Source organism: Arthrobacter sp. NQ4, from assembly GCF_029077345.1.
Classification (GTDB): Bacteria; Actinomycetota; Actinomycetes; order Actinomycetales; family Micrococcaceae; genus Arthrobacter.
Genome location: NZ_JARETC010000002.1, coordinates 168,108 through 188,128, shown reverse-complemented (window position 1 = coordinate 188,128; position 20,021 = coordinate 168,108). Strand labels below are relative to the sequence as shown.

Below are 20,021 nucleotides of genomic sequence, written 5' to 3'. Positions count from 1 at the left end.
CACAATCCAGTCTACCGTCCGGCGGGCCACGCCAGTTTCAGCAGCAGAAACTTCCGGCCGTCCGGTGATGGCGCCGTGGGCTTAACTGCCGGCTGCGCCCCGGAGGTTCAAGCAGAATGGGGTCATGGAATTCGATCGGCTGCTCCAGATCCGGCGTATTTACGCACAGCCAGCCGCCCTGGAGCTGCCCCGTGGCCAGCAGATTGTCGCGCGCTGGCCTGACGCCGACGTCGTACTGGTAGACAGCCATTGGAACATCCCGGACCTGCACGGTGACGAAACCAACGTGCCGCGCTGGTCCCGGATCAAAACGGAAGCGCTGGTCCTGGGGATCAAAAAGTCGCTGACCGTCAAACCCAATGGGCGCTCGGCGGACTTCATTGCACCTTCCACTGCGAACGGCTGCGCCATGGCGTGCGCCTACTGCTACGTTCCGCGGCACAAGGGCTACAGCAATCCAATAACGATGTTCGCCAACATCGACCAGATCGCTGCGACGCTGGAGCGGCACGCCACCCGCCAGGGGCTCAAGCTGGAGCCCAACCAGTGCGACCCGGAACTGTGGGTCTATGACATCGGCGAAAACAGCGACTGTTCAGTGGATGCGCTGCTCAGCCCCAACGTCGAGGAACTTGTGGGGCTTTTCCGCGAACTGCCCAACGCCAAGCTGTCCTTCGCCACCAAATTCGTCAACCGGGAAATGCTGGCGTGGGACCATGGCGGCCACACCCGGATCCGCTTCTCCCTGATGCCGGCGGACCTGGCCAAGTCCATTGACGTCCGGACGTCGCCGGTCGCGGAACGGCTGGCCGCGATCAATGACTTTGTCGACGCAGGCTACGAAGTGCATGTGAACTTCTCCCCCGTCGTCATCACCGACACCTGGCTGGCCGACTGGGAAGCGCTGCTCCGCCAACTCGATGCGACGTTGACGGAGGCAGCCAAGGCCCAGCTCGCGGCGGAGGTCATCTTCCTGACCCACAACGAGCAGCTGCACGAGGTCAACCTGGGCTGGCATCCGCAGGCTGAGAACGTCCTGTGGCGCCCAGACCTCCAGGAATCAAAAACCTCGTCCAACGGTTTCAACAACGTCCGCTACCGGTCACGGGCCAAGGCCGGTTACGTGCGGCAGCTGACCGGGCTGATCCAGGACATCGCACCGTACTGCCGCATCCGCTACGCGTTCTGAAACGCGCGGCCGGTGCGGCACCTGTCAGCCTGTTGGCTCGGCGGGCCCGTGGCCGCCATTCCCGGCAGACGCGGCCGCCTCATTGTGGCCGCCCTTGGCCTTGCCGAACGGCAGCACTTTCAGAAGCGGGCCCACCACCGCCAGGACGATGAGGCCCCAGACCAGCCCGACGACCGTTGAGCACAGGGTGTTGACGAGCCAAGCCAAAAGACCGCCGACAACCGCGACCCCTGCCACCGGGTGCTCCAGCGCGTGGACCAGGTCGTAGGGTGCGTGCCAGCCGAGGTCATGCGCGCCCTGCAGCATGATGTGGCCGCCAACCCACAGCATGGCGATCGTTCCGACGAAGGTGATGGTGGCCAGCACGGCGGGCATGCCCGTGACCAGCAACCTCCCGAAGCGCTTGGAGCGGGGAGAGTCCTTGGCAGCCAAGTGCACACCGATGTCGTCCATCTTGACGATGAGCGCGACGGCGCCGTACACGAGCACGGTGATGGCGAACGCCACCAGGACCAGGATGAACGCACGGACCCAGATGGATTCTGTGGCCACCTCGTTCATGGAGATGACCATGATCTCGCAGGACAGGATGAAGTCGGTCGTGATGGCGCCCTTGACGACCTTGGCCTCGGCGTCGTGCCCGCGTTCCACCGCCGGCGCTTCGTCCTCCTCGTGGTGGCCGCCGCGGAGCTTGTGCCAGACCTTCTCGGCGCCCTCGTAGCAGAGGTAAGTGCCGCCGAGCATGAGGATGAACGGGATGATCCAGGGGATGAAGGCGCTGATGAGCAGCAGGGCGGGCAGGATGATCAGGAGCTTGTTCCGGATGGAGCCCCAGAAGATCTTCTTGATCATCGGCAGTTCGCGTGACGGGTCCGCACCTGAGACGTACTGCGGTGTGACCGCGGCGTCGTCGATGACTACCCCGGCGGCCTTGGCCCCTGCCTTGGCTGCACCGGCGGCGACGTCATCCACTGATGCTGCCGCGATGCGGGCCAGGGCTGCGACGTCATCCAGCAGGGCTACGAGGCCGCCGCTCACAGCTGGCCCCCGCGAATCTTGTGGTCAGGGCGTTGAGCATTGGGGGCTGGGTGCGTGATGGGCATATTCGGAGTATATTGCAGCCCGCCTGCAGGCTCAGCCCTTCGTCAGGTCCTCCGCGAACATCACAATGATGCCGCTGGGGCCCCGGACATAGCTGAGCTTGTAGGCGTTTTCGTATGTTGCCACGCCACGCAGGGGATGGCAGCCGTGCCTTGCGGCGATCTCAAGTGCGTTGCCAATGTCGTCAACGGAGAAGGCAACGCGGTGCATGCCGATCTCGTTGGGCAGGGTGGGCTCAGTCTCGATCGCGTCGGGGTGGATGTATTCGAAGAGCTCGAGGCGGCCCTTGCCATCCGGTGTTTGGAGCATGGCTATCCGGGCGTGGTTGCCGTCGAGTCCGACGGCGGTATCGGCCCATTCCCCGCTCACAGTCTGCCGGCCCAGGACAGTGAGCCCCAGGTCGGTAAAGAAAGCGATCGCCTCTTCCAAATCGCGGACCGCGATGCCTACATTCTCGAGTTTGATGGGCATGGGCCACACGGTACCAAGCCCGCATTGTCCGGGTCGAGGCCTGCCCACCACCGGACGCGGGCGCGGTGCGGCACCCTGGCGTTGGACTTTTTGCTTGCCACCCTAAATACTAGGCAGGCTAGTTAAGTGGGACTTCGACGAAGAGGTGGGCATGGAGCGCGGTGAGGAACAACAAGCACTGATATCCGTCATCAACACGCTTGCGGGCAGGTTTCCCGGACGTTCCCGGACGGACGTCGAAGACGCCGTCTGCGAGGAATACTCCGCCTTCAACGCCGGCCCCGTGCGGAGCTTGGTACCCATCCTTGTGGAACGCGCTGCCACCAAGCGTCTGGAAGGCGGACTGCTGTAAAGGTGATTTCGGGACGTCCCAATCCATCCGGGGAACTCAGCGCGTGGCCTGGTACCTGGTCAGGACCACGCCACCGGGAAATGTCCGGGTCTCTACCAAGCCCAGGTTCATCCTTCCTTCCAGGGCCGTGAAGTACGGTGTGCCGCCTCCCAGCAGGACCGGATGCGTGACGGTCACGTACTCGTCGATCAGCCCGGCCCGCATGGCCGCCGCGGCGAGTGTGGCACCGACGATGTCCATGGGACCGCCCTCGCCGGCCTTGAGGCGGATGATTTCGGCGACCGGATCGCCGGTGACCAGGCGTGCATTCCAGTCGACAGTGCTGATCGTCGAGGAGAACACCACCTTTGGCATGTCGCGCCAGCGGTGGGCGAACTCGATCTGCGCCGGTGTGGCGCCAGGCTGCTGGTCGGCGGTCGGCCAGTGCGAGCTCATGGTCTCCCAGAGTTTGCGGCCGTACAGTGCCAGGCCCGTCGCTGCGACCCGGTCGGACCACCATTGGAACAGCTCATCGCTCGGTACGCTCCAGCCAAGGTCGTCGCCGGGCGCTGCGATGTACCCGTCAACGCTCACATTCATGGCGTAGGTCAGTTTCCGCATGGCGCCAGTCTCCCGTGCGCCGGCAGCCTCTGTACAGACCAGCAGAGTTCGTGTTCGGTTGGGCCGTCGCTCCGGGGATCAAGCCCAGCCGGCAGCCCGCCGAACAGCCACTGCCAGCTCTACGGCAGGAATGTCGGACGACGGCACGCTCACCGTCCACGTCAGTCCAGGCTTCCGGGCCGTGCTCCGCTCCATGACAAGGGACGGATAGCGCGGCGCGGCCCGCTTGTGCCCACCCGAAAGCACTCACACGCTCCCTTAGTAGGACCCCTACAAAATGGTCCCTGTTCCGCCCCGGTAGCGTCGGCTGTACATTAGATTCCGCTTGTACAACCCCGACAGGACCATCATGGGCAACACCGAGACCACCACAGAAACCAGCAAACGGACGGAGCGCCGCCGCTGGAACGGCACCGATCTGGGACTGATCGCCGTCTTCGCCGCCCTCGTTGCCGGCGCAGCCCTGGTGCCGGGACTGGCCCTGAACGGCTTCGGCGTCCCCATCACCTTCCAGACCCTTGCCGTGATGCTCACCGGCCTGGTGCTGGGCCCCGCCCGCGGATTCGCCGCCGTCGGACTTTACACCCTCCTGGGCCTGGCCGGCCTGCCCATCTTCAGCCAGGGCCGCAGTGGCCTGGCCATCCTTGCCGGGCCCTCGGCCGGCTACATCATCGCCTTCCCCATCGCCGCCGCCGTGGTGGGTTGGCTGGCCACTGTGGTCATCCGGCGGACCACGAAGGCACGCGCCCTGTGGTTCTTCCTGGCCGCCACGGTCACGAGCGTTGTCTTCGTGCACACGCTGGGCGTCCTGGGAATTGCCCTCAACTCCAAGGCCACCCTGGAGCAGGCCTTCCTCAGCGACCTGGTCTTCTACCCGGGAGACATCATCAAGAATCTCCTCGCCGCCGCCGTCGCCGTCGCCCTGCACCGGGCCTTCCCCGACGTGCTGGTCCGCCGCGTGCGCCGCCGCACCCAGCCCACCCAAAGCGCCTAGGGACAACGCATGCCGGCAGTAACGTTTGAACAGGTGGGTGTCGCCGTCGACAGTGAAGACTCCCCGCAGCCCAAGGTCCTCCTGGACGCAGTCAGCCTTAGGCTGGACGAAGCCCGGGTGGGCGTCATCGGCGCCAACGGATCCGGCAAATCCACGCTGCTGCGCCTCATCAACGGACTCGTCCAGCCCACCAGCGGCACCGTCACGGTCGACGGCGACGACACAGTAGGTGCCGTCCGGAAGGTCAGGCGCAACGTGGGGTTCGTCTTCACCGATCCCATCTCCCAGCTGGTGATGCCCACCGGACGGGAAGACGTGGAACTGTCCCTCCGCCGTTCAACGAAGAACGGTGTGGAGCGGCGGCGGCTGACAGATAAAGCCCTCGAACGCCTCGGCCTGCTGCACCTGGCGGACCAAAGCATCTACGAGCTGTCCGGCGGCGAACGGCAGCTGATGGCGCTCGCCGCCGTGCTTGCCGTTCAACCCCGGGTGCTGGTGCTGGACGAGCCCTCAACCCTCCTTGACCTGCGCAACCGCGAGCTGCTCCGCAGGACCCTGGCGGACCTGGACCAGCAGATCATCATGTCCACCCACGACCTTGACCTGGCGCTGGACATGGACCGGGTCCTGGTCATCGACCAGGGCCGCGTCGCCTTCGACGGCGCCCCGGCGGATGCGGTGGCGGCCTACCGCTCATGGTGCCTGCAGGGACTCGACGCCACAGTGCGGGATTCCACATGAGGGGCCACGGCTTCCTCCTGGCAAACTACGTGCCCGGCACCTCACTGGTACACCGGGCGCCGCTGGCCCTGAAGTTCCTCCTGGTTATCGGTTCTGGCCTGCTTTCCTTCCTCATCGTGGATTGGCGGATCTCCGGGCTGATCCTGGCCGTCCTTTGCGGCCTGTTCCTCGCAACAGGCGCGGGGGTGAAGCGGCTGTGGCACGCCGTCCGCCCGCTGGCCCCCGTGCTCCTGGTCATCGGACTCTTCCAGTGGTGGCAGCTTGGCGGCCCCACGGCGGGCCGAATCGTGCTGAACATCATGGTCTGCGTCGTGGCAGCTTCCCTGCTCACAGCCACCACGCCGATCCAGCGGCTCCTGGACGGTGTGGTCCACCTGGCGCGGCCCTTCAAAAGGTTCGGCGCCGATCCCGAACGCTTCGCGTTGACCATCGGCATCATGCTCCGCAGCATTCCCTTCATCGCCGGCACCTTCGCCGACGTGCGCGACTCAGCCAAAGCCCGGGGACTGGAGCGCAACCCGCGCGCGCTGGTCCTGCCGGTCTTCATCACGTCCGTGGCCTACGCCCGCCAAACAGGGGAGGCACTGGCCGCCCGCGGCCTGGGCGAAGCGGAAGACTGACCGGCTGGGACGCCAGGCGGCGTTACAGCCGCCGGTATTCCAGGAGCGCCGCCGTGCCCATGCCACCGGCCATGCTGATCATCGCCAGACCCAGGGCACCCTCGGTGTCCGCCCGCCGCGCCTGGGCCAGCAGCCGGGTCACCAGCACGGCACCTGACGCCCCGTAGGCGTGCCCCAGCGCCAGCGCCCCGCCGTCGAGGTTTGCCCGGCCGGGAGCGATGCCCAGCTGGTCGAGGCACGCGAGTGTCTGCGAAGCGAACGCCTCGTTGAATTCCACCAGGTCCACCTCGTCCGCTTTCACGCCTGCAGCAGCCAACACACCCCGCGCAGCCGGAACAGCGCCCATCCCGAGCACCTGCGGAGCCACCCCGGCGGTACCCGTGCCGCGCACCAGCAGGCCATCAGGCACCCCCATTTGGCGCGCCCGTGCAAGGGACGTTACGACGACGGCGGAGGCAGCATCGGCGTCAAAGCAGGAGTTTCCGGCGGTGACAGTTCCTCCTGGCACAAAGGCGGCAGGGAACCGTGCCATGACTGCAGGGGTCAGGCCGGCCCGCGGGCCGCCGTCCGACGAGACGGTCCCCGCGGGGGTCTCCAGCGGCACGAGTTCGTCCATGAAGCGTCCGTCCCGGATGGCAGCGAGGGCTTTCCGGTGGCTGGCCAGCGCGAAGTCATCCTGGCGTTCGCGGGCAACACCGTACTCTTCGGCCACCGTTTCCGCGGCCACGCCCATGTCAGGGTCCCCGAAGCTGTCCGGCACGAACTGGGCGCGGCGGTAAAACTCCGGGCCGCCGTCGTCCTTCCTGTGCGCCCGCAGTGGCGCGGTACTGGTGCTCTCCACTCCACCGGCTAAATACAGTGGTCCGCCGCCGGCCGCCACCAGTCGGGCGGCAAGGACGATTGCATCCAGGCCTGAACCGCACTGCCGGTCAACGGTGATCCCAGGCACGCCGGCCGGCAGTCCCGCCTCCAGCAGGGCAAGCCGCGCGACGTTCCCGCCCCCGCCCACGGCGTTGCCGATAACGACGTCGGTGACGGACGTGGGATCCAGCGGCACTTCGGCCACCAGCTTCCGGAGGACCGGAGCCAGGAGTTCGTGGGCGCGCAGGTTCCGCAGGGCGCCGTTGACGGGGCACACGGGGGTCCGGCGCGCGGCGATGATGACCGGCTGGCGTTCGGGCGGCAGGAGGTCAGGCGGCAGCAGGTCAGGCGCCAAGGGCACGCACCCTGGGGTCGCGGGCGTTGATCCACTCCAGCAGGAGGTTCCGGCTGACCTTTCCGCGGTCCGTGGTGGGAAGCTCCTGGAGCAGGTAGTACTGCAAGGGCCGCTTGTGCCGGGACAGGATGTCCTCCAGTCCGGCCCGCAGCTGGGTGGCAGAAATTCCGCCGTGGGACGGCACCACACCAGCCACCACACGCTGGCCGCGCAAGTCATCGGCCATCCCGGCGGCGACAGCTGCCGCAACCCCGGGAACGGCGGCCAGCGCCAGTTCCACCTCGTGCGGGTAGACGTTCCTCCCCGCTGTAAGGATCATGTCGGCACGCCGGCCAAGGATGTGCAGCTCACCGTCCGCCAGGTAGCCCTGGTCCCCCACCGTGTACCAGTCGCCGAAGGACCGCAGCGCTTCGCCGTCGTCACCCCACAGGTAGCCGTTGCTCACCATGCCGCTGCGGACGCAGATGTTGCCGTAGCCGCCGTCGGGGACGGGTGCGCCGTCGTCATCGAGGATCCGGACGTCGACCCCTGGAAACGGCCGGCCGATACCGGTGCCGCCGGCGGTCGCAGCCTGGCCGGGGGCCAGGCCCAGGCCGGAGACGAAACTCAGTTCGGAGGCGCCGTAGTACTCGTAGATGGTGGCATTGGGAGCCCAGCGCCTGGCCGCTTCGAGGGTGCGGGCATCAAGCTTGGAACCGGCGCAGATGATGGTCCGCACGCCGGAGGCATCGACGCATCCGGTCATTCCGCGTTCGCTGAGCATCCGCAGCATGGTGGGCACCAGGACCAGCCGGGTGACCCGGTCGTGGGTGATGGCCGCATGGACGTCGCCGACGTCGAACGTCTCCAGCGTCTGGAACTCCGAACCGGCGTACAGGCACTCAGCCAGGGCGTAGAGGTTCAGGCTGGCCGCCAGCGGACCGGGTGCCAGGGTGACGTCATCCTGCCGAAGCCCGAAGAACTCGATCGAGGCGTCGAAGGATTGCTGCCAGGACTGCCGGGAGCGGGTGAACGCCTTGGGTACGGCCGTGGTCCCGGAGGTGAGGCCGATCAGGAAGCTGGAGTCCGGCGGCCCGTCCGCCAACTGGTCATCCGGGGACACCGGGGCCGGACCGGCGCATGCTTCCACCCGCCGGATGATGTCTTCCTGCAGCGGGGCGGACCACGCCGGATCCAGGACGGCGCATTGCCGGCCGCCCGCCACGGCGGCCGCGAATTTCACGGCAAAGTCCACGGAATTGGCCTCGCACAGCGCCGTGACGGACGTGGTCCCGGCCACCAGTTCAGCGGCGGCGTCCCGCAGCTGCTCCCAGTCCAGGCGGCGTCCGGCGATCACGACGGCGGTGTCGTGCGGCCGCTGCCCGGCCCAGCGCTGGAGCTTGTCGAGGAAAGGCACGGATCAACTTTACCGGCCGGGCGGATTGAGGGCCCGGCCCGCGGGTAATGTGACGTTATGAGTTTCAATGACAACGTTCAGCTGGATCCCTCGCAGGTCCAGGACCGCCGGGGCATGGGCACCGGGGTGAAAGTGGGCGGCGGCATCGGCGGCGGCCTGGTCCTGCTGGTTGCCCTCCTCCTGGGCATCAACCCCAACCTGCTCGGGGGCCTGACCGACGGCGGCAACGCCGGGCAGTCACAGGGTACGGCGCCGGCCTGCAGCACCGGCGCTGACGCCGACGCGAGGCTGGACTGCCGGATCACGGGCACCGTCAACAGCCTTAACGCCTTCTGGCCCGGCTACCTGAAGCAGTACAACGTGCAGTACCCCCGGCCTGAAGCGGTCATCTTCAGCGGCGGCACCAACACCGCATGCGGTTCCGCGACCTCCGAGGTGGGCCCCTTCTACTGCCCCACGGACACCACGGCGTACTTCGACCCCGGGTTCTTCCAGGAACTCGTGGACCGCTTCGGGTCCTCCGGCGGCCCCCTGGCGCAGGAGTATGTGGTGGCGCACGAGTTCGGCCACCACGTCCAGAACCTGCTCGGTGACCTGAAGCGGGCGCAGCAGGATCCGCAGGGACCCGAGTCCGGTTCCGTCCGCACCGAACTGCAGGCTGACTGCTACGCGGGACTGTGGGCCAAGTACGCCTCCACCACGCCGGACCCGGCCACGGGACAGCCGTACCTGGAGCCCCTCACCCCGCAGGATGTGAACGACGCATTGTCCGCCGCCGCGTCCGTGGGTGACGACCGCATCCAGAAGGCCGCCACCGGCCGCGTCTCCCCCGAAGGCTGGACGCACGGCTCCAGCGAGGAACGCCAGCGCTGGTTCTCGCGGGGCTACCAGTCCGGCGACATCAACCAGTGCGACACGTTCAGCGCCGCAACCCTCTAACCCGGCTCACCCCCCATCGATTGCTGGGTAATTGCCGTTTTGAGAGGTCATAACGACATTTACGGAGCAATCGATGAGCCAACGACGACGGCCGGTCACCTTCGTGGAGAAGATGACCGGCCGTCGTCGTACTTCAGGTTTGTCAGATGTTGAAGCCGAGGGCCCGCATCTGGTCCTTGCCGTCATCGGTGATCCGCTCGGGACCCCATGGCGGCATCCATACCCAGTTCAGGCGCCAGTCGTCCACAACGCCGTCCAGGGCCTGGCCCACCTGCTCCTCGAGCACATCGGTGAGCGGGCAGGCGGCGGTGGTGAGCGTCATGTCGATCAGGAGCGCGCCGTCCTCATCGGAGTACTTCAGGCCGTACAGCAGCCCGAGGTCCACCACGTTAACGCCAAGCTCAGGATCGATGACGTCCTTGAGCGCCTCTTCGACGTCCTCCAGGGCCGTACGGCCCGGCTTGATTTCGGTCATGACAAGTCCTAACTAGGCCTGTACTGCGGCCTCGGCCGCGATGGTAGCTGCGCCGGCGCCCTTTGCGTAACGGTCGTAGCCTTCTTCCTCGAGACGGTCGGCCAGCTCGGGGCCGCCCTCCTCGACAACCTGGCCATCAACGAACACGTGGACGAATTCAGGCTTGATGTAGCGCAGGATACGCGTGTAGTGCGTGATGAGCAGCGTGCCCATGTTTCCTTCGGAGTGTGCGCGGTTGACGCCCTCGGAGACGATCTTCAGCGCGTCGACATCCAGGCCGGAGTCGGTCTCGTCCAGGACGGCGAACTTGGGCTTGAAGAGTTCCAGCTGGAGGATCTCCACGCGCTTCTTCTCGCCGCCGGAGAAGCCTTCGTTGACGTTGCGCTGGGCGAAGTCGGCATCGATGCGCAGCTTCTCCATGGCATCCTTGACGTCCTTGGTCCAGGTACGAAGCTTGGGTGCTTCGCCGTCAATTGCGGTCTTGGCGGTGCGCAGGAAGTTGGTCATGGTGACACCCGGAACCTCTACCGGGTACTGCATGGCCAGGAAGACGCCTGCACGGGCGCGCTCGTCAACGCTCATGGCCAGCACGTCCTCGCCATCCAGCGTGATGGTGCCGCTGGTGACGGTGTAGCGGGGGTGGCCGGCGATGGTGGAGGCCAGGGTGGACTTGCCGGAGCCGTTGGGGCCCATGATGGCGTGCGTCTCGCCGGTCCTGATGGTCAGGCTGACGCCCTTCAGGATCTCCTTGGTGCCCTGCTCCGTCTCAATGCTGACGTGCAGGTCCTTGATCTCAAGAGTTGACATGCTCTTCTTTCTTTTCGCTCGTAAGTCTGATGCTGCGGGCGCTCAGTAGTTGTCTACTGCTGCGCCGTTCAAAACGTTGGTGACGTCCACGTAGACGTCGTCTCCGTCGAGTTCGACGGCGAACACCGGAACAGGATCGTAGGCGGGGAGCTGCAGTGGCTGGCCGCTGCGCAGGTCGAACTGGGAGCCGTGGCCCCAGCACTCGATGGCGCAGCCTTCCACGTCGCCCTCGGACAGGGAAATGTCCGCGTGCGAGCAGGTGTCTCCAATGGCGTGGATGTCCCCCATTGAATCCCGCACGACGGCTACGGGGTAGCCGTCGATCAGGATCCGCAGCGCCTGCTTGACCTGGATGTCATTGGCGCTGCAAACCAGCTCGCCCTTGGGTGTGCCGCTCATACGTTCCTGCCTGCCTGTCCCTAGTAGTCGATTGCCGCGAGTTCGCGTTCCACAGCCTCGGTCAGGCACTCTTCGAGGGCCGGGACCTTGATCTGCTGGATGATCTCGTTTAGGAAGCCGCGGACCACCAGGCGGCGGGCAACATCCTCGGGGATGCCGCGGGCCATCAGGTAGAACAGGTGCTCGTCGTCGAACCGGCCGGTGGCACTTGCGTGGCCGGCGCCCTCGATCAGGCCGGTCTCGATCTCGAGGTTGGGCACGGAGTCCGCGCGGCAACCGTCGGTGAGGACCAGGTTCTGGTTCTTCTCGTAGGAGTCGGTTCCCTCAGCCTGCTTCTGGATCAGCACGTCGCCAACCCACACCGTGTGCGCACCCTTGCCCTGCAGCGCGCCCTTGTACAGGACGTTGGACTTGCAGTTGGCCACGTTGTGGTCCACGAAGGAGCGGTGCTCGAGGTGCTGGCCCGCATCGGCGTAGTACAGGCCCAGGAGCTGCGTCTCGGCACCTTCCCCGGCGAAGCGGACGTTGGAGTTCAGGCGCACGATCTTGCCGCCAAGCGTTACGGCAATGTGCTTGTATACGGCGTCCTTGGCAACCTCGGCATCGTGTTGTGCCAGGTGCTTGGCGTCGTCCCCCCACAGCTGCAGGGAAACCACCGTGAGGTGGGCGCCTTCGCCGACCAGGACCTCAACGTTGCCGTTGTGGTCTGCCGTGCCGTCGTGCTCAATGATCACGACGGAGCGGCTGTTGACTCCGGCTTGGATCACCACGTGGGAGTTGGTACGGCGTCCTGCAGCGTTGCCTGTCAGGACCAGTCGCACAGGCTCGTCCAACTCGGCGTTCGCAGGGATGGAGATGAGCTGGGCGTCGCCGGCGTTCGCGGAAGCCACGACGGCGGCCCGATCGGCGGGGACGAGGGTGGAGCCACGGGGGGCCTCACCTTCGCGAAGGGTCCGCTGGACCACGGATGCGGGCGCCTCGACCGAAAGGCTCAGGGCGCCGGCCTCCGACGGGGTATCGGACAGCAGGTTGGCCAGTTCGCGCACCGGGGTGAAGCGCCATTCCTCTTCCCGGCCGTTGGGCAGGGCGAAGTCGGCCACGTCATGGCTGGTGAGCCGCTCGGCGCGGGAGGCCATGACCTGGGTGCCGTGGCTGTGGTGGCGGTCAACCTTGGAGGCGACCAGGTGCTCGCCTTCCTCGGTGAAACCGGCGATCGACGGTGCGCCGATGCGCGCCTTCTCGGTAGTTGCTTCGGCAGTCATTAACCGACGGATCCTTCCATCTGGAGTTCGATGAGGCGGTTCAGCTCAAGGGCGTATTCCATGGGCAGCTCGCGGGCGATCGGCTCAATGAAGCCGCGCACGATCATGGCCATGGCCTCGTCCTCGGGCATGCCGCGGGACATGAGGTAGAAGAGCTGCTCCTCGCTGACGCGGGAAACGGTGGCCTCGTGTCCCAGCTGCACATCGTCCTCGCGGATGTCGATGTACGGGTAGGTGTCCGAGCGGGAAATGGTGTCCACCAGGAGCGCGTCGCAGCGCACGGTGTTGGCGGAGTGCTTGGCTCCTTCCCGGACCTGGACCAGGCCGCGGTAGGCGGCGCGGCCGCCACCACGGGCAACGGACTTGGAGATGATGGAGCTCTTGGTGTTCGGCGCAATGTGCACCATCTTGGAGCCGGTGTCCTGGTGCTGGCCCTCGCCGGCGAACGCGATGGACAGGGTCTCGCCCTTGGCCCCTTCGCCTACGAGGTACACGGCCGGGTACTTCATGGTGACCTTGGAGCCGATGTTGCCGTCCACCCATTCCATGGTGGCGCCGGCTTCGCAGACCGCGCGCTTGGTCACCAGGTTGTACACGTTGTTGGACCAGTTCTGGATGGTGGTGTAGCGGACGCGGGCGCCCTTCTTCACGATGATTTCCACCACGGCGGAGTGCAGCGAGTCCGAGGTGTAGATCGGCGCCGTGCAGCCTTCGATGTAGTGGACGTAGGAGTCCTCGTCGGCGATGATCAGGGTCCGCTCGAACTGGCCCATGTTCTCGGTGTTGATGCGGAAGTACGCCTGCAGCGGGATGTCGACGTGGACGCCCTTGGGTACGTATACGAAGGAACCGCCGGACCACACTGAGGTGTTCAGCGACGCGAACTTGTTGTCGCCCACCGGGATCACGGTGCCGAAGTACTCCTGGAAGATCTCCGGGTGTTCCTTCAAAGCGGTGTCGGTGTCCAGGAAGATGACGCCCTGGGCCTCGAGGTCCTCACGGATCTGGTGGTACACCACCTCGGACTCGTACTGGGCGGCAACGCCGGAAACGAGGCGGCTGCGCTCGGCTTCCGGGATGCCCAGCTTCTCGTACGTGTTGCGGATGTCCTCCGGGAGATCTTCCCAGGTGGCAGCCTGCTTCTCGGTGGAGCGGACAAAGTACTTGATGTTGTCGAAGTCGATGCCGGAGAGGTCTGCACCCCAGGTGGGCATGGGCTTGCGGTCGAAGTACTTCAGGCCCTTGAGGCGGAGGTCGAGCATCCATTCCGGCTCGCTCTTCTTGGCCGAGATGTCCCGGACTACCTCTTCATCGAGACCACGCCGTGCATTGGCGCCGACGTCGTTCTTGTCAGCCCAGCCGTACTCGTAGTTGCCGATGCCGTGGAGCTCGGGATTCTTCTCCAGAATCTCCGAGATCACAGTGTTTTCGGCTACTGCTTTCTCTGATAGTTGGTCCGTCATCACGGCCTTTCTTGCTGATGGTTGGTTACTTCGTCCAGGCGGGCGGGGGCTGCCGCCGGCGCGGTGGCCGGTCTGGCAGACAGCCTGCCTGTGGGAATGTGGGTGGTGCAGACGTGGCCACCACGGGCCAGGGTGGAAAGCCGGCGTACGTCCACTCCCACCAGCCTCGAGAAGACTTCCGTTTCGACGTCGCAGAACACCGGGAAGCGGGCGGCGAGCTGCTGGATGGGGCAGTGGCCCTGGCAGAGCTGCACGCTGGAAAGCGCCGCGGGCAGGGGTGCCTTGGCCTCGATGGAGGCGGCGGATGCCACGAAGTTGTCGCGGCTGAGGGCGGCCGACAGGGCGGTGGCGCGGTCCCTGATGTCCGGACCGGCTTTTTCCATTTCGGGCGCGTAGCGCCGTTCCATGTCCGCGAACCGCTCCTCGGCGAACGCCCGTACGGCGTCGGGGCCGGCCACCTTCTGCAGCTGCTGGAGGGCAAGTGCTGCAATGTCCAGGTAGTCATTGCCCAGGCTGGACTGGCCCTGCGAGCTGAGAACGTAGCGGCGTGCGGGCCGGCCGGCACCTGCTCCCGGCTTGGCAACCCGCTTGACCTCGATAATGCCGGCCCGGGACAGGTGGTCGAGGTGGCGCCGGACAGCGGCCGGGGTGAACCCCAGCATGTCCCCCAACTCGGCCGCACTGACGGGACCGTGTTCCAGGACGGCAGCAAGGACCCGGTCCCGGGTGCGCTCGTCGGCGTCCGCCACAGGACCGGACGCAGCGGGAGCCGGCCCGGCAACAGGCACAGCGGTAGCGTTGGTCATGGAATACACAACACAATCATGTCGTAATTTAGTCCCGTGCTCCAGTAAGGGCAGGCTGACCTTGGCCGGCTGCACGCAAAACTCCAAGGATAGGGGACCTTCCTGACGGACGGCTCCATATACTACATCCCGTAGAATACTGTGGTGCGATCCCCCCAGTCCCCCGTCCTGTCCATCCATGGGCTCATCAAGGACGTAGGCCCCCTTTCCAGCCTGGACGGAAAGATGCTCAGGGTTGTCAGCGGCGTCTCCCTCACCGCGGAGCGCGGGCAGGTCACCGCCCTGCTGGGCGCGAACGGCGCCGGAAAGACGACGACCCTTGAGTGCGCCCAGGGCCTCCAGAAGCGCAGCGGCGGCAGCATCTCGCTGCTGGGCCAGGACCCCGCCACGGCAGGCGCCGACCTGCGCTCCCGCGTCGGTGTGATGCTGCAGGACGGCGGGCTTCCGCCGTCGGCCAGGCCACTGCCACTGTTGCGGCATATCGCCGGGCTGTACGCCCGCCCCTGGCCGTTGCAGGACCTGGTGGGCCGGCTCGGCATCGATACTTTCAGCCGCACCAGCGTCCGCCGGCTGTCCGGCGGCCAGAAGCAGCGCCTGGCACTTGCGGCAGCCCTGATCGGCAGGCCCGAAGTCCTGTTCCTGGACGAGCCCAGCGCCGGCCTGGACCCGCAGTCCCGCCAGCTGGTGTTCGACCTGATTGCCGAACTGCGCGACGGCGGCATGGGAATCATCCTCACCACCCACCTCATGGACGACGCCCAGCGCCTTGCGGACTATGTGTACATCATCGACGGCGGCCGCAACGTCGCCGAAGGAACCGTCCATGAGCTGCTGCAGCGCAGCCCCGTGGCGGACCATGCCGGCGAGCACGTCCGGACCCTGGTGTTCGAAGCACCCGCCGGGCTGGACCTGGCTGCCGTGCTGCCGGACGGCGTCGACGTCTCCGAAACCCGCGCGGGCAGCTACGCCGTCACCGGCGCCCTCACGCCCCGCCACCTCTCTGCGCTTGCCCAGTGGTGGGAAGCAAAGGACATCATGCCGGCGTCGATGAGCCTCCAGGCGCGTAGCCTTGAAGACGTCTTTTTGGATATCTCGGGAAAGGACATCCGATGAGTACCGCAGCGATCCGGGAGACGCAACAGCCCGCGTCCCTGCTGCGCCGCGTCCTCCTGCAGGGCAAATACGAGGCACTGACCATGCTGCGCAACGGCGAACAGCTGATCCTGGCTGTGGTGCTGCCCCTGCTGGCACTGGTCGGCCTGACGGTGACGCCCTTCCTGGACGGAATGGGCTCCAGCCGCATCAACGTGGCCGTTCCGGGCATCCTGGCCCTGTGCGCCATGTCCACGGCTTTCACCGGCCAGGGCATCGCCACCGGCTTCGACCGCCGCTACGGGGTGCTCCGGTTCCTGTCCACGACGCCCCTTGGGCGCGGCGGCCTGATCGCCGGCAAAGTTCTCTCGGTGCTGGCCGTCCTCTGCCTCCAGGTAGTGGTGGTGGGCCTTGTTGCCCTGGCGCTGGGGTGGCAGCCGACGGCGGCCGGCTGGCTCCCCGGGCTTGCGCTGCTGGCACTGGGCGCAGCGGCTTTCACTGCCCTGGGGCTGCTGGTGGCCGGAACCGTCCGGCCGGAAGCGACGCTGGCGATCACTAACCTGCTGTGGATCCTCCTCGGTGCCATGGGCGGGATCGTCATCCCGGCCGAACGGCTGCCCGCCGCGGCGCAGGCCGTCGTCCATTTCCTGCCTTCCGGCGCCCTCGGTGAATCGATGCGCGCCGCTTTCCTGGGCGGGGCCGTGAACGGCGGCGCCGCCCTGATCCTGCTGCTCTGGACAGTCATTGCCGGAGCCGCAGCCATCCGTTGGTTCAAGTGGAATTGAGATAATCGTGACCACGGCTTCACGCCTTCCCCAGCTTGCCGGCCGCCTGGCGTCGCGGCTCCCCCGCACGGTGGACGTCCGCATCCGCCGCCTCGCCGTCGCATCCCTGATCGGCCAGACGCTTCTGGTGGTCACGGGCGGCGCTGTCCGCCTCACGGCCTCAGGCCTTGGCTGCCCCACCTGGCCCCGCTGCACCTCGGACTCGATCGTGAACACTCCCGAGATGGGCATCCACGGCTTCATCGAGTTCGGCAACCGGCTCCTGACCTTCGCGCTGGCCGCCGTGGCCGCGCTCATGCTGGTCTACTTGTGGAACCTGCGGAAGGAACGCAAGGACCTCTTCCTGCTGGCCCTCGGACTGCTCGCCAGCATCCCCGCACAGGCCGTCATCGGCGGCGTTACCGTGCTCACCAACCTCAACCCGTGGGTGGTGGGCCTGCACTTCCTGGTGTCGATGGCCCTGGTGGTGTTCTCCACCCTGCTGGTGAACCGCGCCTTCGGCCGGACCGGCCGCTTCCCCGCAGGCCGCCCCGCGGAACTGCCGGCCGTGCTGCGTCCGGTGACGGCCGCCGTCGCACTCTTCTCCGCCGTGGCCGTGATGCTCGGTGTGGTGGTCACGGGTGCAGGTCCCCACGCAGGTGACGCCGACGCTCCCCGCAACGACCTCGACTGGGACCTGTTCTCCCACATCCACGCAGTGCCGGCATACCTGGTCACCGCCGGCACCGTGGTGGCCTTGGTGCTGGTCATTCGCCGCCGCATTTCGGGCCCGTTCCGGACGGCAGTCCTGATGCTCCTGGGCGTTACCGTGCTGCAGGCCATCATCGGGTTCACGCAGTACTACAACGGCATTCCGGCGTTGCTGGTGGCAGCGCACATGCTCGGCGCGGCGCTGCTCATGGCAGCCTCGACCAATGCCTGGGACATCGCGCGGTCCAGCAAGGTGAAATAGCCTCCAGCGCATCTGGCGCCAGGCGCCCCGGTCCACGTCAGGACCGGGGCGCCTCCTTTTAAGTCCGCTGGCTAGCGGCCGGCTGCGGCGACGCTGCCCTGGCGGCCGGCGTCGAAGGCAGGATCCAGGTTCTCGATGCCGTCGGAGGAAACCTGGAGGACCCGGGCCGTGGCAATGTCATAGAAGAGTCCCGTGGCCTGGACCGTCCCATCGGCCAGTGCGGGGCCGGCCACCGGATGGTCCTGGAGCTTTGCCAGCTGGACGGCCACGTTGACCATCGAGAGCTGGTCAACGGTCCCGTAGCCCGCTGCGGCGGCCTGCCTGCCCACCGGGTGCCCAGCCAGCAGTGCCGCATAGCTGGGCCGGGCATGGTCCAGCCACTGGTTGAACGCCGGGCCCAGGGAACTGTTGTCTCCGCTGTCGGCTTCCGCAAGGAGCGCGTTCATGGCACCGCAGTTGGAGTGCCCGCAAATGACCAGGGACTGCACCCGCAGGCCGTTGACGGCAAAGGACAGGGCCGAATCAATCGAGGCGTCCCGCCCGTGGCTGCACACCACGTTGCCGATGTTCCGCAGCGTGAGCAGATCTCCGGGGCCGCTGCTGGTGATCAGGTTCGGGTTGACGCGGGAATCGACGCAGGCCACGAACAGGCTGTCAGGGTTCTGGCCTTCCGTCAGGTCATGGACCAGCGGACGGACCTGGTGGGCAAACCGGCGGTGGTACTTGTTGACCCCCACCAGCAGGGGTTCCTTCCGCGGCGGGAGCGGCAGTTCGGTGGCTTCCTCGCGCCTGGGTGCCTGGTGACCGGCATCCTGGAAAACGGTGTTGCCGTGTTCCTCAAGGCGCACGGTTCCACCGGTGGCCTGGTGCTGCAGCTGCCAGGCGAGCAGGGCTTCACGGAAAGAGTGGTCGACGTAGTCCGCGTTCAGCTCCACCACCACGTTCCTGCCGGCCGGTACAACCTGGAGAACGGGGTTGAGCTTTGGCAGCGCGAAGAAGCTGCACGAACCGGCGATCGTCACGCGCCAGGGCGACGACGGGGCGGCCGGCGGGTGGGCATGGATCTGGGCCCGCAGGACACGCCAGAGGACGTTGGCGGCGGCAAGCGCAAGGCCGATCATGACGCCCTCAAGCAGGTTCAGGAACACCACGCAGACCAGGGTCACCGCATAGATCGGGAGATCCCCGGTCCGCAGGCTGGTGCGGATGTCCGCCACTTTGATCAGGCGGGCACCGATCACCACCAGCAGGCCGGCCAGGACAGCCAACGGAATCAGCTGGATCAGACCGGAGAAGAGGGCCGAGAACGCAAGGATCCACACCCCATGCAGCACCGCGGACGTGCGCGTGGCCGCGCCCGCTTCCACATTGGTGGCGCTGCGCACGATCACACCCGTCACCGGCAGGCCGCCCAGCGACCCGGAGAGGATGTTTGCCGTGCCCTGCCCAATAAGCTCCCGGTTGAGGTTTGTCCGCGGACCGGTTTGCATCTTGTCCACGGCCACAGCGGACAGAAGGGACTCGATACTGGCGATCAGCGCCATGGTCATGACGGCGAATGCGAAGGCGCGCCAGTTTCCGTCTGGGAGCTGCGGCAGGGCGATGGCGTCGAAGATGGACCCGTCCAGGGATATGCGTTCAACGCCGGGCGCAAAAGCCACGGCCAGTGCGGTTCCTGCCGCGACGGCGGCCAAGGGCCCGGGAATCCGCCGGACAGCGGCGGGCAGGAACTTCCAGCAGAGCAGGATCGCCACGACGGCCAGCCCCAGCAGGGCCGCGTGCAGCTCGAGGTTGGTAATGGCCGCCGGGAGTCCGGCGAGGTTCTCCAGGGCGGATCCGGCGGGCCGGGACCCGAGAATCACGTGCAGTTGTTGCAGGATGATGGTGACGCCGATGCCGGCGAGCATGGCCTTGACCACTACCGGCGACACCGCCAGGGCGGCCCTTCCCACCCGGCTGAAACCCAGCAAAAGCTGGACGACGCCGGCGGCCGCGGTGATGGCGCAGGTCACCTGCCAGCCGAATTCCTGGACGAGGCCGGCCACGACGACGGTCAGTCCGGCCGCCGGTCCACTCACCTGGAGGGGTGAGCCGCCGAGGCTTCCGGCCACGATCCCCCCGATGGTGGCGGCGATAAGTCCCGCCATGATGGGCGCCCCGGAGGCCGCTGCAATCCCCAGCGAGAGCGGGAGTGCCACCAGGAACACCACCAGCGATGCCGGCACGTCGGCTCCAAGGTGGGCGAAGAACGGAGGGCGGGACAGGAACCGGCGGGGGCCTCCGCCGCCTCCTCCGGGCGGGCTGTGGCTGGGGGCGGTGACGGCAGGGGGACGGGCTTCCATGGGGATTTCCTTTGGTCGC

At 66.7% G+C, this 20,021-nt stretch carries 21 protein-coding genes; 9 read left to right on the top strand and 12 right to left on the bottom strand.

What is annotated here, in order from left to right; translation table 11 throughout:
• Nucleotides 1-124 precede the first annotated feature (124 nt).
• Nucleotides 125-1,189, top strand: coding sequence for a spore photoproduct lyase family protein (locus PUN51_RS04655; protein WP_275180094.1), 1,065 nt, complete (start codon nucleotides 125-127; stop codon nucleotides 1,187-1,189).
• Nucleotides 1,190-1,213: 24 nt separating this feature from the next.
• On the opposite strand, the gene PUN51_RS04650 is transcribed toward PUN51_RS04655, so the two are convergent.
• A complete protein-coding gene (locus PUN51_RS04650; protein ID WP_275180093.1) occupies nucleotides 1,214-2,227 on the bottom strand; it encodes a DUF808 domain-containing protein in 1,014 nt (337 codons plus the stop codon).
• Between the two features lie 96 nt (nucleotides 2,228-2,323).
• On the bottom strand, nucleotides 2,324-2,761 hold the full coding sequence (locus PUN51_RS04645; RefSeq protein WP_275180092.1) for a VOC family protein: 438 nt from the start codon (nucleotides 2,759-2,761) through the stop codon (nucleotides 2,324-2,326).
• Between the two features lie 151 nt (nucleotides 2,762-2,912).
• On the opposite strand from PUN51_RS04645, the gene PUN51_RS04640 reads away from it, so the two are divergent.
• Complete coding sequence (locus PUN51_RS04640) at nucleotides 2,913-3,113, top strand: three-helix bundle dimerization domain-containing protein (RefSeq protein WP_224026058.1); 201 nt, start codon at nucleotides 2,913-2,915, stop codon at nucleotides 3,111-3,113.
• A 36-nt stretch (nucleotides 3,114-3,149) separates the two neighbouring features.
• Here PUN51_RS04640 and PUN51_RS04635 read toward each other — a convergent pair whose 3' ends face one another.
• Nucleotides 3,150-3,713 carry a dihydrofolate reductase family protein gene (locus tag PUN51_RS04635; protein ID WP_275180091.1) on the bottom strand — a complete coding sequence of 188 codons (564 nt, stop codon included), beginning with the start codon at nucleotides 3,711-3,713 and terminating at the stop codon, nucleotides 3,150-3,152.
• A gap of 349 nt (nucleotides 3,714-4,062) precedes the next feature.
• Between PUN51_RS04635 and PUN51_RS04630 the strand changes: the two genes are divergently transcribed.
• From PUN51_RS04630 to PUN51_RS04620, 3 genes are read left to right on the top strand one after another with little or no spacing between them, the layout of a single operon-like run.
• Nucleotides 4,063-4,707 (top strand): biotin transporter BioY, encoded by a 645-nt coding sequence (locus PUN51_RS04630; RefSeq protein ID WP_159635519.1) that lies wholly within the window; start codon nucleotides 4,063-4,065, stop codon nucleotides 4,705-4,707.
• A gap of 9 nt (nucleotides 4,708-4,716) precedes the next feature.
• A complete protein-coding gene (locus PUN51_RS04625; RefSeq protein WP_275180090.1) occupies nucleotides 4,717-5,448 on the top strand; it encodes an energy-coupling factor ABC transporter ATP-binding protein in 732 nt (243 codons plus the stop codon).
• Nucleotides 5,445-6,068: an energy-coupling factor transporter transmembrane component T family protein gene (locus PUN51_RS04620; RefSeq protein WP_275180089.1), complete on the top strand. Its 624-nt coding sequence runs from the start codon at nucleotides 5,445-5,447 to the stop codon at nucleotides 6,066-6,068. Before PUN51_RS04625 ends, PUN51_RS04620 begins: the two co-directional genes overlap by 4 nt.
• A 22-nt stretch (nucleotides 6,069-6,090) precedes the next feature.
• Here the strand turns inward: PUN51_RS04620 and PUN51_RS04615 are convergent, their stop codons facing one another.
• Both PUN51_RS04615 and PUN51_RS04610 read right to left on the bottom strand, forming a co-directional pair.
• Nucleotides 6,091-7,269: a thiolase family protein gene (locus PUN51_RS04615; protein WP_275180276.1), complete on the bottom strand. Its 1,179-nt coding sequence runs from the start codon at nucleotides 7,267-7,269 to the stop codon at nucleotides 6,091-6,093.
• A gap of 4 nt (nucleotides 7,270-7,273) precedes the next feature.
• A complete protein-coding gene (locus PUN51_RS04610; protein ID WP_275180088.1) occupies nucleotides 7,274-8,680 on the bottom strand; it encodes a class I adenylate-forming enzyme family protein in 1,407 nt (468 codons plus the stop codon).
• 57 nt (nucleotides 8,681-8,737) lie between these two features.
• Here PUN51_RS04610 and ypfJ point away from each other — a divergent pair, with 57 nt between their 5' ends.
• Nucleotides 8,738-9,619, top strand: coding sequence for a KPN_02809 family neutral zinc metallopeptidase (ypfJ, locus tag PUN51_RS04605; protein WP_159632040.1), 882 nt, complete (start codon nucleotides 8,738-8,740; stop codon nucleotides 9,617-9,619).
• 142 nt (nucleotides 9,620-9,761) lie between these two features.
• On the opposite strand, the gene PUN51_RS04600 is transcribed toward ypfJ, so the two are convergent.
• From PUN51_RS04600 to PUN51_RS04575, 6 genes are read right to left on the bottom strand one after another with little or no spacing between them, the layout of a single operon-like run.
• Nucleotides 9,762-10,094, bottom strand: a complete 333-nt coding sequence (locus tag PUN51_RS04600; protein ID WP_110543073.1) for a metal-sulfur cluster assembly factor — start codon at nucleotides 10,092-10,094, stop codon at nucleotides 9,762-9,764.
• Nucleotides 10,095-10,106: 12 nt separating this feature from the next.
• The gene (gene sufC, locus PUN51_RS04595; protein ID WP_224026050.1) at nucleotides 10,107-10,901 is read right to left on the bottom strand and encodes a Fe-S cluster assembly ATPase SufC; all 795 of its coding nucleotides are present in this window, start codon (nucleotides 10,899-10,901) and stop codon (nucleotides 10,107-10,109) included.
• A gap of 42 nt (nucleotides 10,902-10,943) precedes the next feature.
• Nucleotides 10,944-11,300, bottom strand: coding sequence for a non-heme iron oxygenase ferredoxin subunit (locus PUN51_RS04590; RefSeq protein WP_159632042.1), 357 nt, complete (start codon nucleotides 11,298-11,300; stop codon nucleotides 10,944-10,946).
• Nucleotides 11,301-11,320: 20 nt separating this feature from the next.
• Nucleotides 11,321-12,562 carry a Fe-S cluster assembly protein SufD gene (gene sufD, locus PUN51_RS04585; RefSeq protein WP_275180087.1) on the bottom strand — a complete coding sequence of 414 codons (1,242 nt, stop codon included), beginning with the start codon at nucleotides 12,560-12,562 and terminating at the stop codon, nucleotides 11,321-11,323.
• The gene (gene sufB / locus PUN51_RS04580) at nucleotides 12,562-14,025 is read right to left on the bottom strand and encodes a Fe-S cluster assembly protein SufB (protein WP_275180086.1); all 1,464 of its coding nucleotides are present in this window, start codon (nucleotides 14,023-14,025) and stop codon (nucleotides 12,562-12,564) included. The genes sufD and sufB overlap by 1 nt, the downstream gene beginning before the upstream one ends.
• Nucleotides 14,025-14,831: a helix-turn-helix transcriptional regulator gene (locus tag PUN51_RS04575; protein ID WP_275180085.1), complete on the bottom strand. Its 807-nt coding sequence runs from the start codon at nucleotides 14,829-14,831 to the stop codon at nucleotides 14,025-14,027. The genes sufB and PUN51_RS04575 overlap by 1 nt, the downstream gene beginning before the upstream one ends.
• A gap of 144 nt (nucleotides 14,832-14,975) precedes the next feature.
• Here PUN51_RS04575 and PUN51_RS04570 point away from each other — a divergent pair, with 144 nt between their 5' ends.
• The 3 genes from PUN51_RS04570 to PUN51_RS04560 are packed head-to-tail and all read left to right on the top strand — an operon-like array spanning nucleotide 14,976 to nucleotide 17,660.
• The gene (locus PUN51_RS04570) at nucleotides 14,976-15,944 is read left to right on the top strand and encodes an ABC transporter ATP-binding protein (protein WP_224026047.1); all 969 of its coding nucleotides are present in this window, start codon (nucleotides 14,976-14,978) and stop codon (nucleotides 15,942-15,944) included.
• The gene (locus PUN51_RS04565) at nucleotides 15,941-16,708 is read left to right on the top strand and encodes an ABC transporter permease (RefSeq protein ID WP_275180084.1); all 768 of its coding nucleotides are present in this window, start codon (nucleotides 15,941-15,943) and stop codon (nucleotides 16,706-16,708) included. The genes PUN51_RS04570 and PUN51_RS04565 overlap by 4 nt, the downstream gene beginning before the upstream one ends.
• A 7-nt stretch (nucleotides 16,709-16,715) precedes the next feature.
• Nucleotides 16,716-17,660 (top strand): COX15/CtaA family protein, encoded by a 945-nt coding sequence (locus PUN51_RS04560; protein WP_224026045.1) that lies wholly within the window; start codon nucleotides 16,716-16,718, stop codon nucleotides 17,658-17,660.
• A 71-nt stretch (nucleotides 17,661-17,731) separates the two neighbouring features.
• On the opposite strand, the gene PUN51_RS04555 is transcribed toward PUN51_RS04560, so the two are convergent.
• Complete coding sequence (locus PUN51_RS04555; RefSeq protein ID WP_275180083.1) at nucleotides 17,732-20,002, bottom strand: bifunctional SulP family inorganic anion transporter/carbonic anhydrase; 2,271 nt, start codon at nucleotides 20,000-20,002, stop codon at nucleotides 17,732-17,734.
• Between the last annotated feature and the right edge of the window lie 19 nt (nucleotides 20,003-20,021).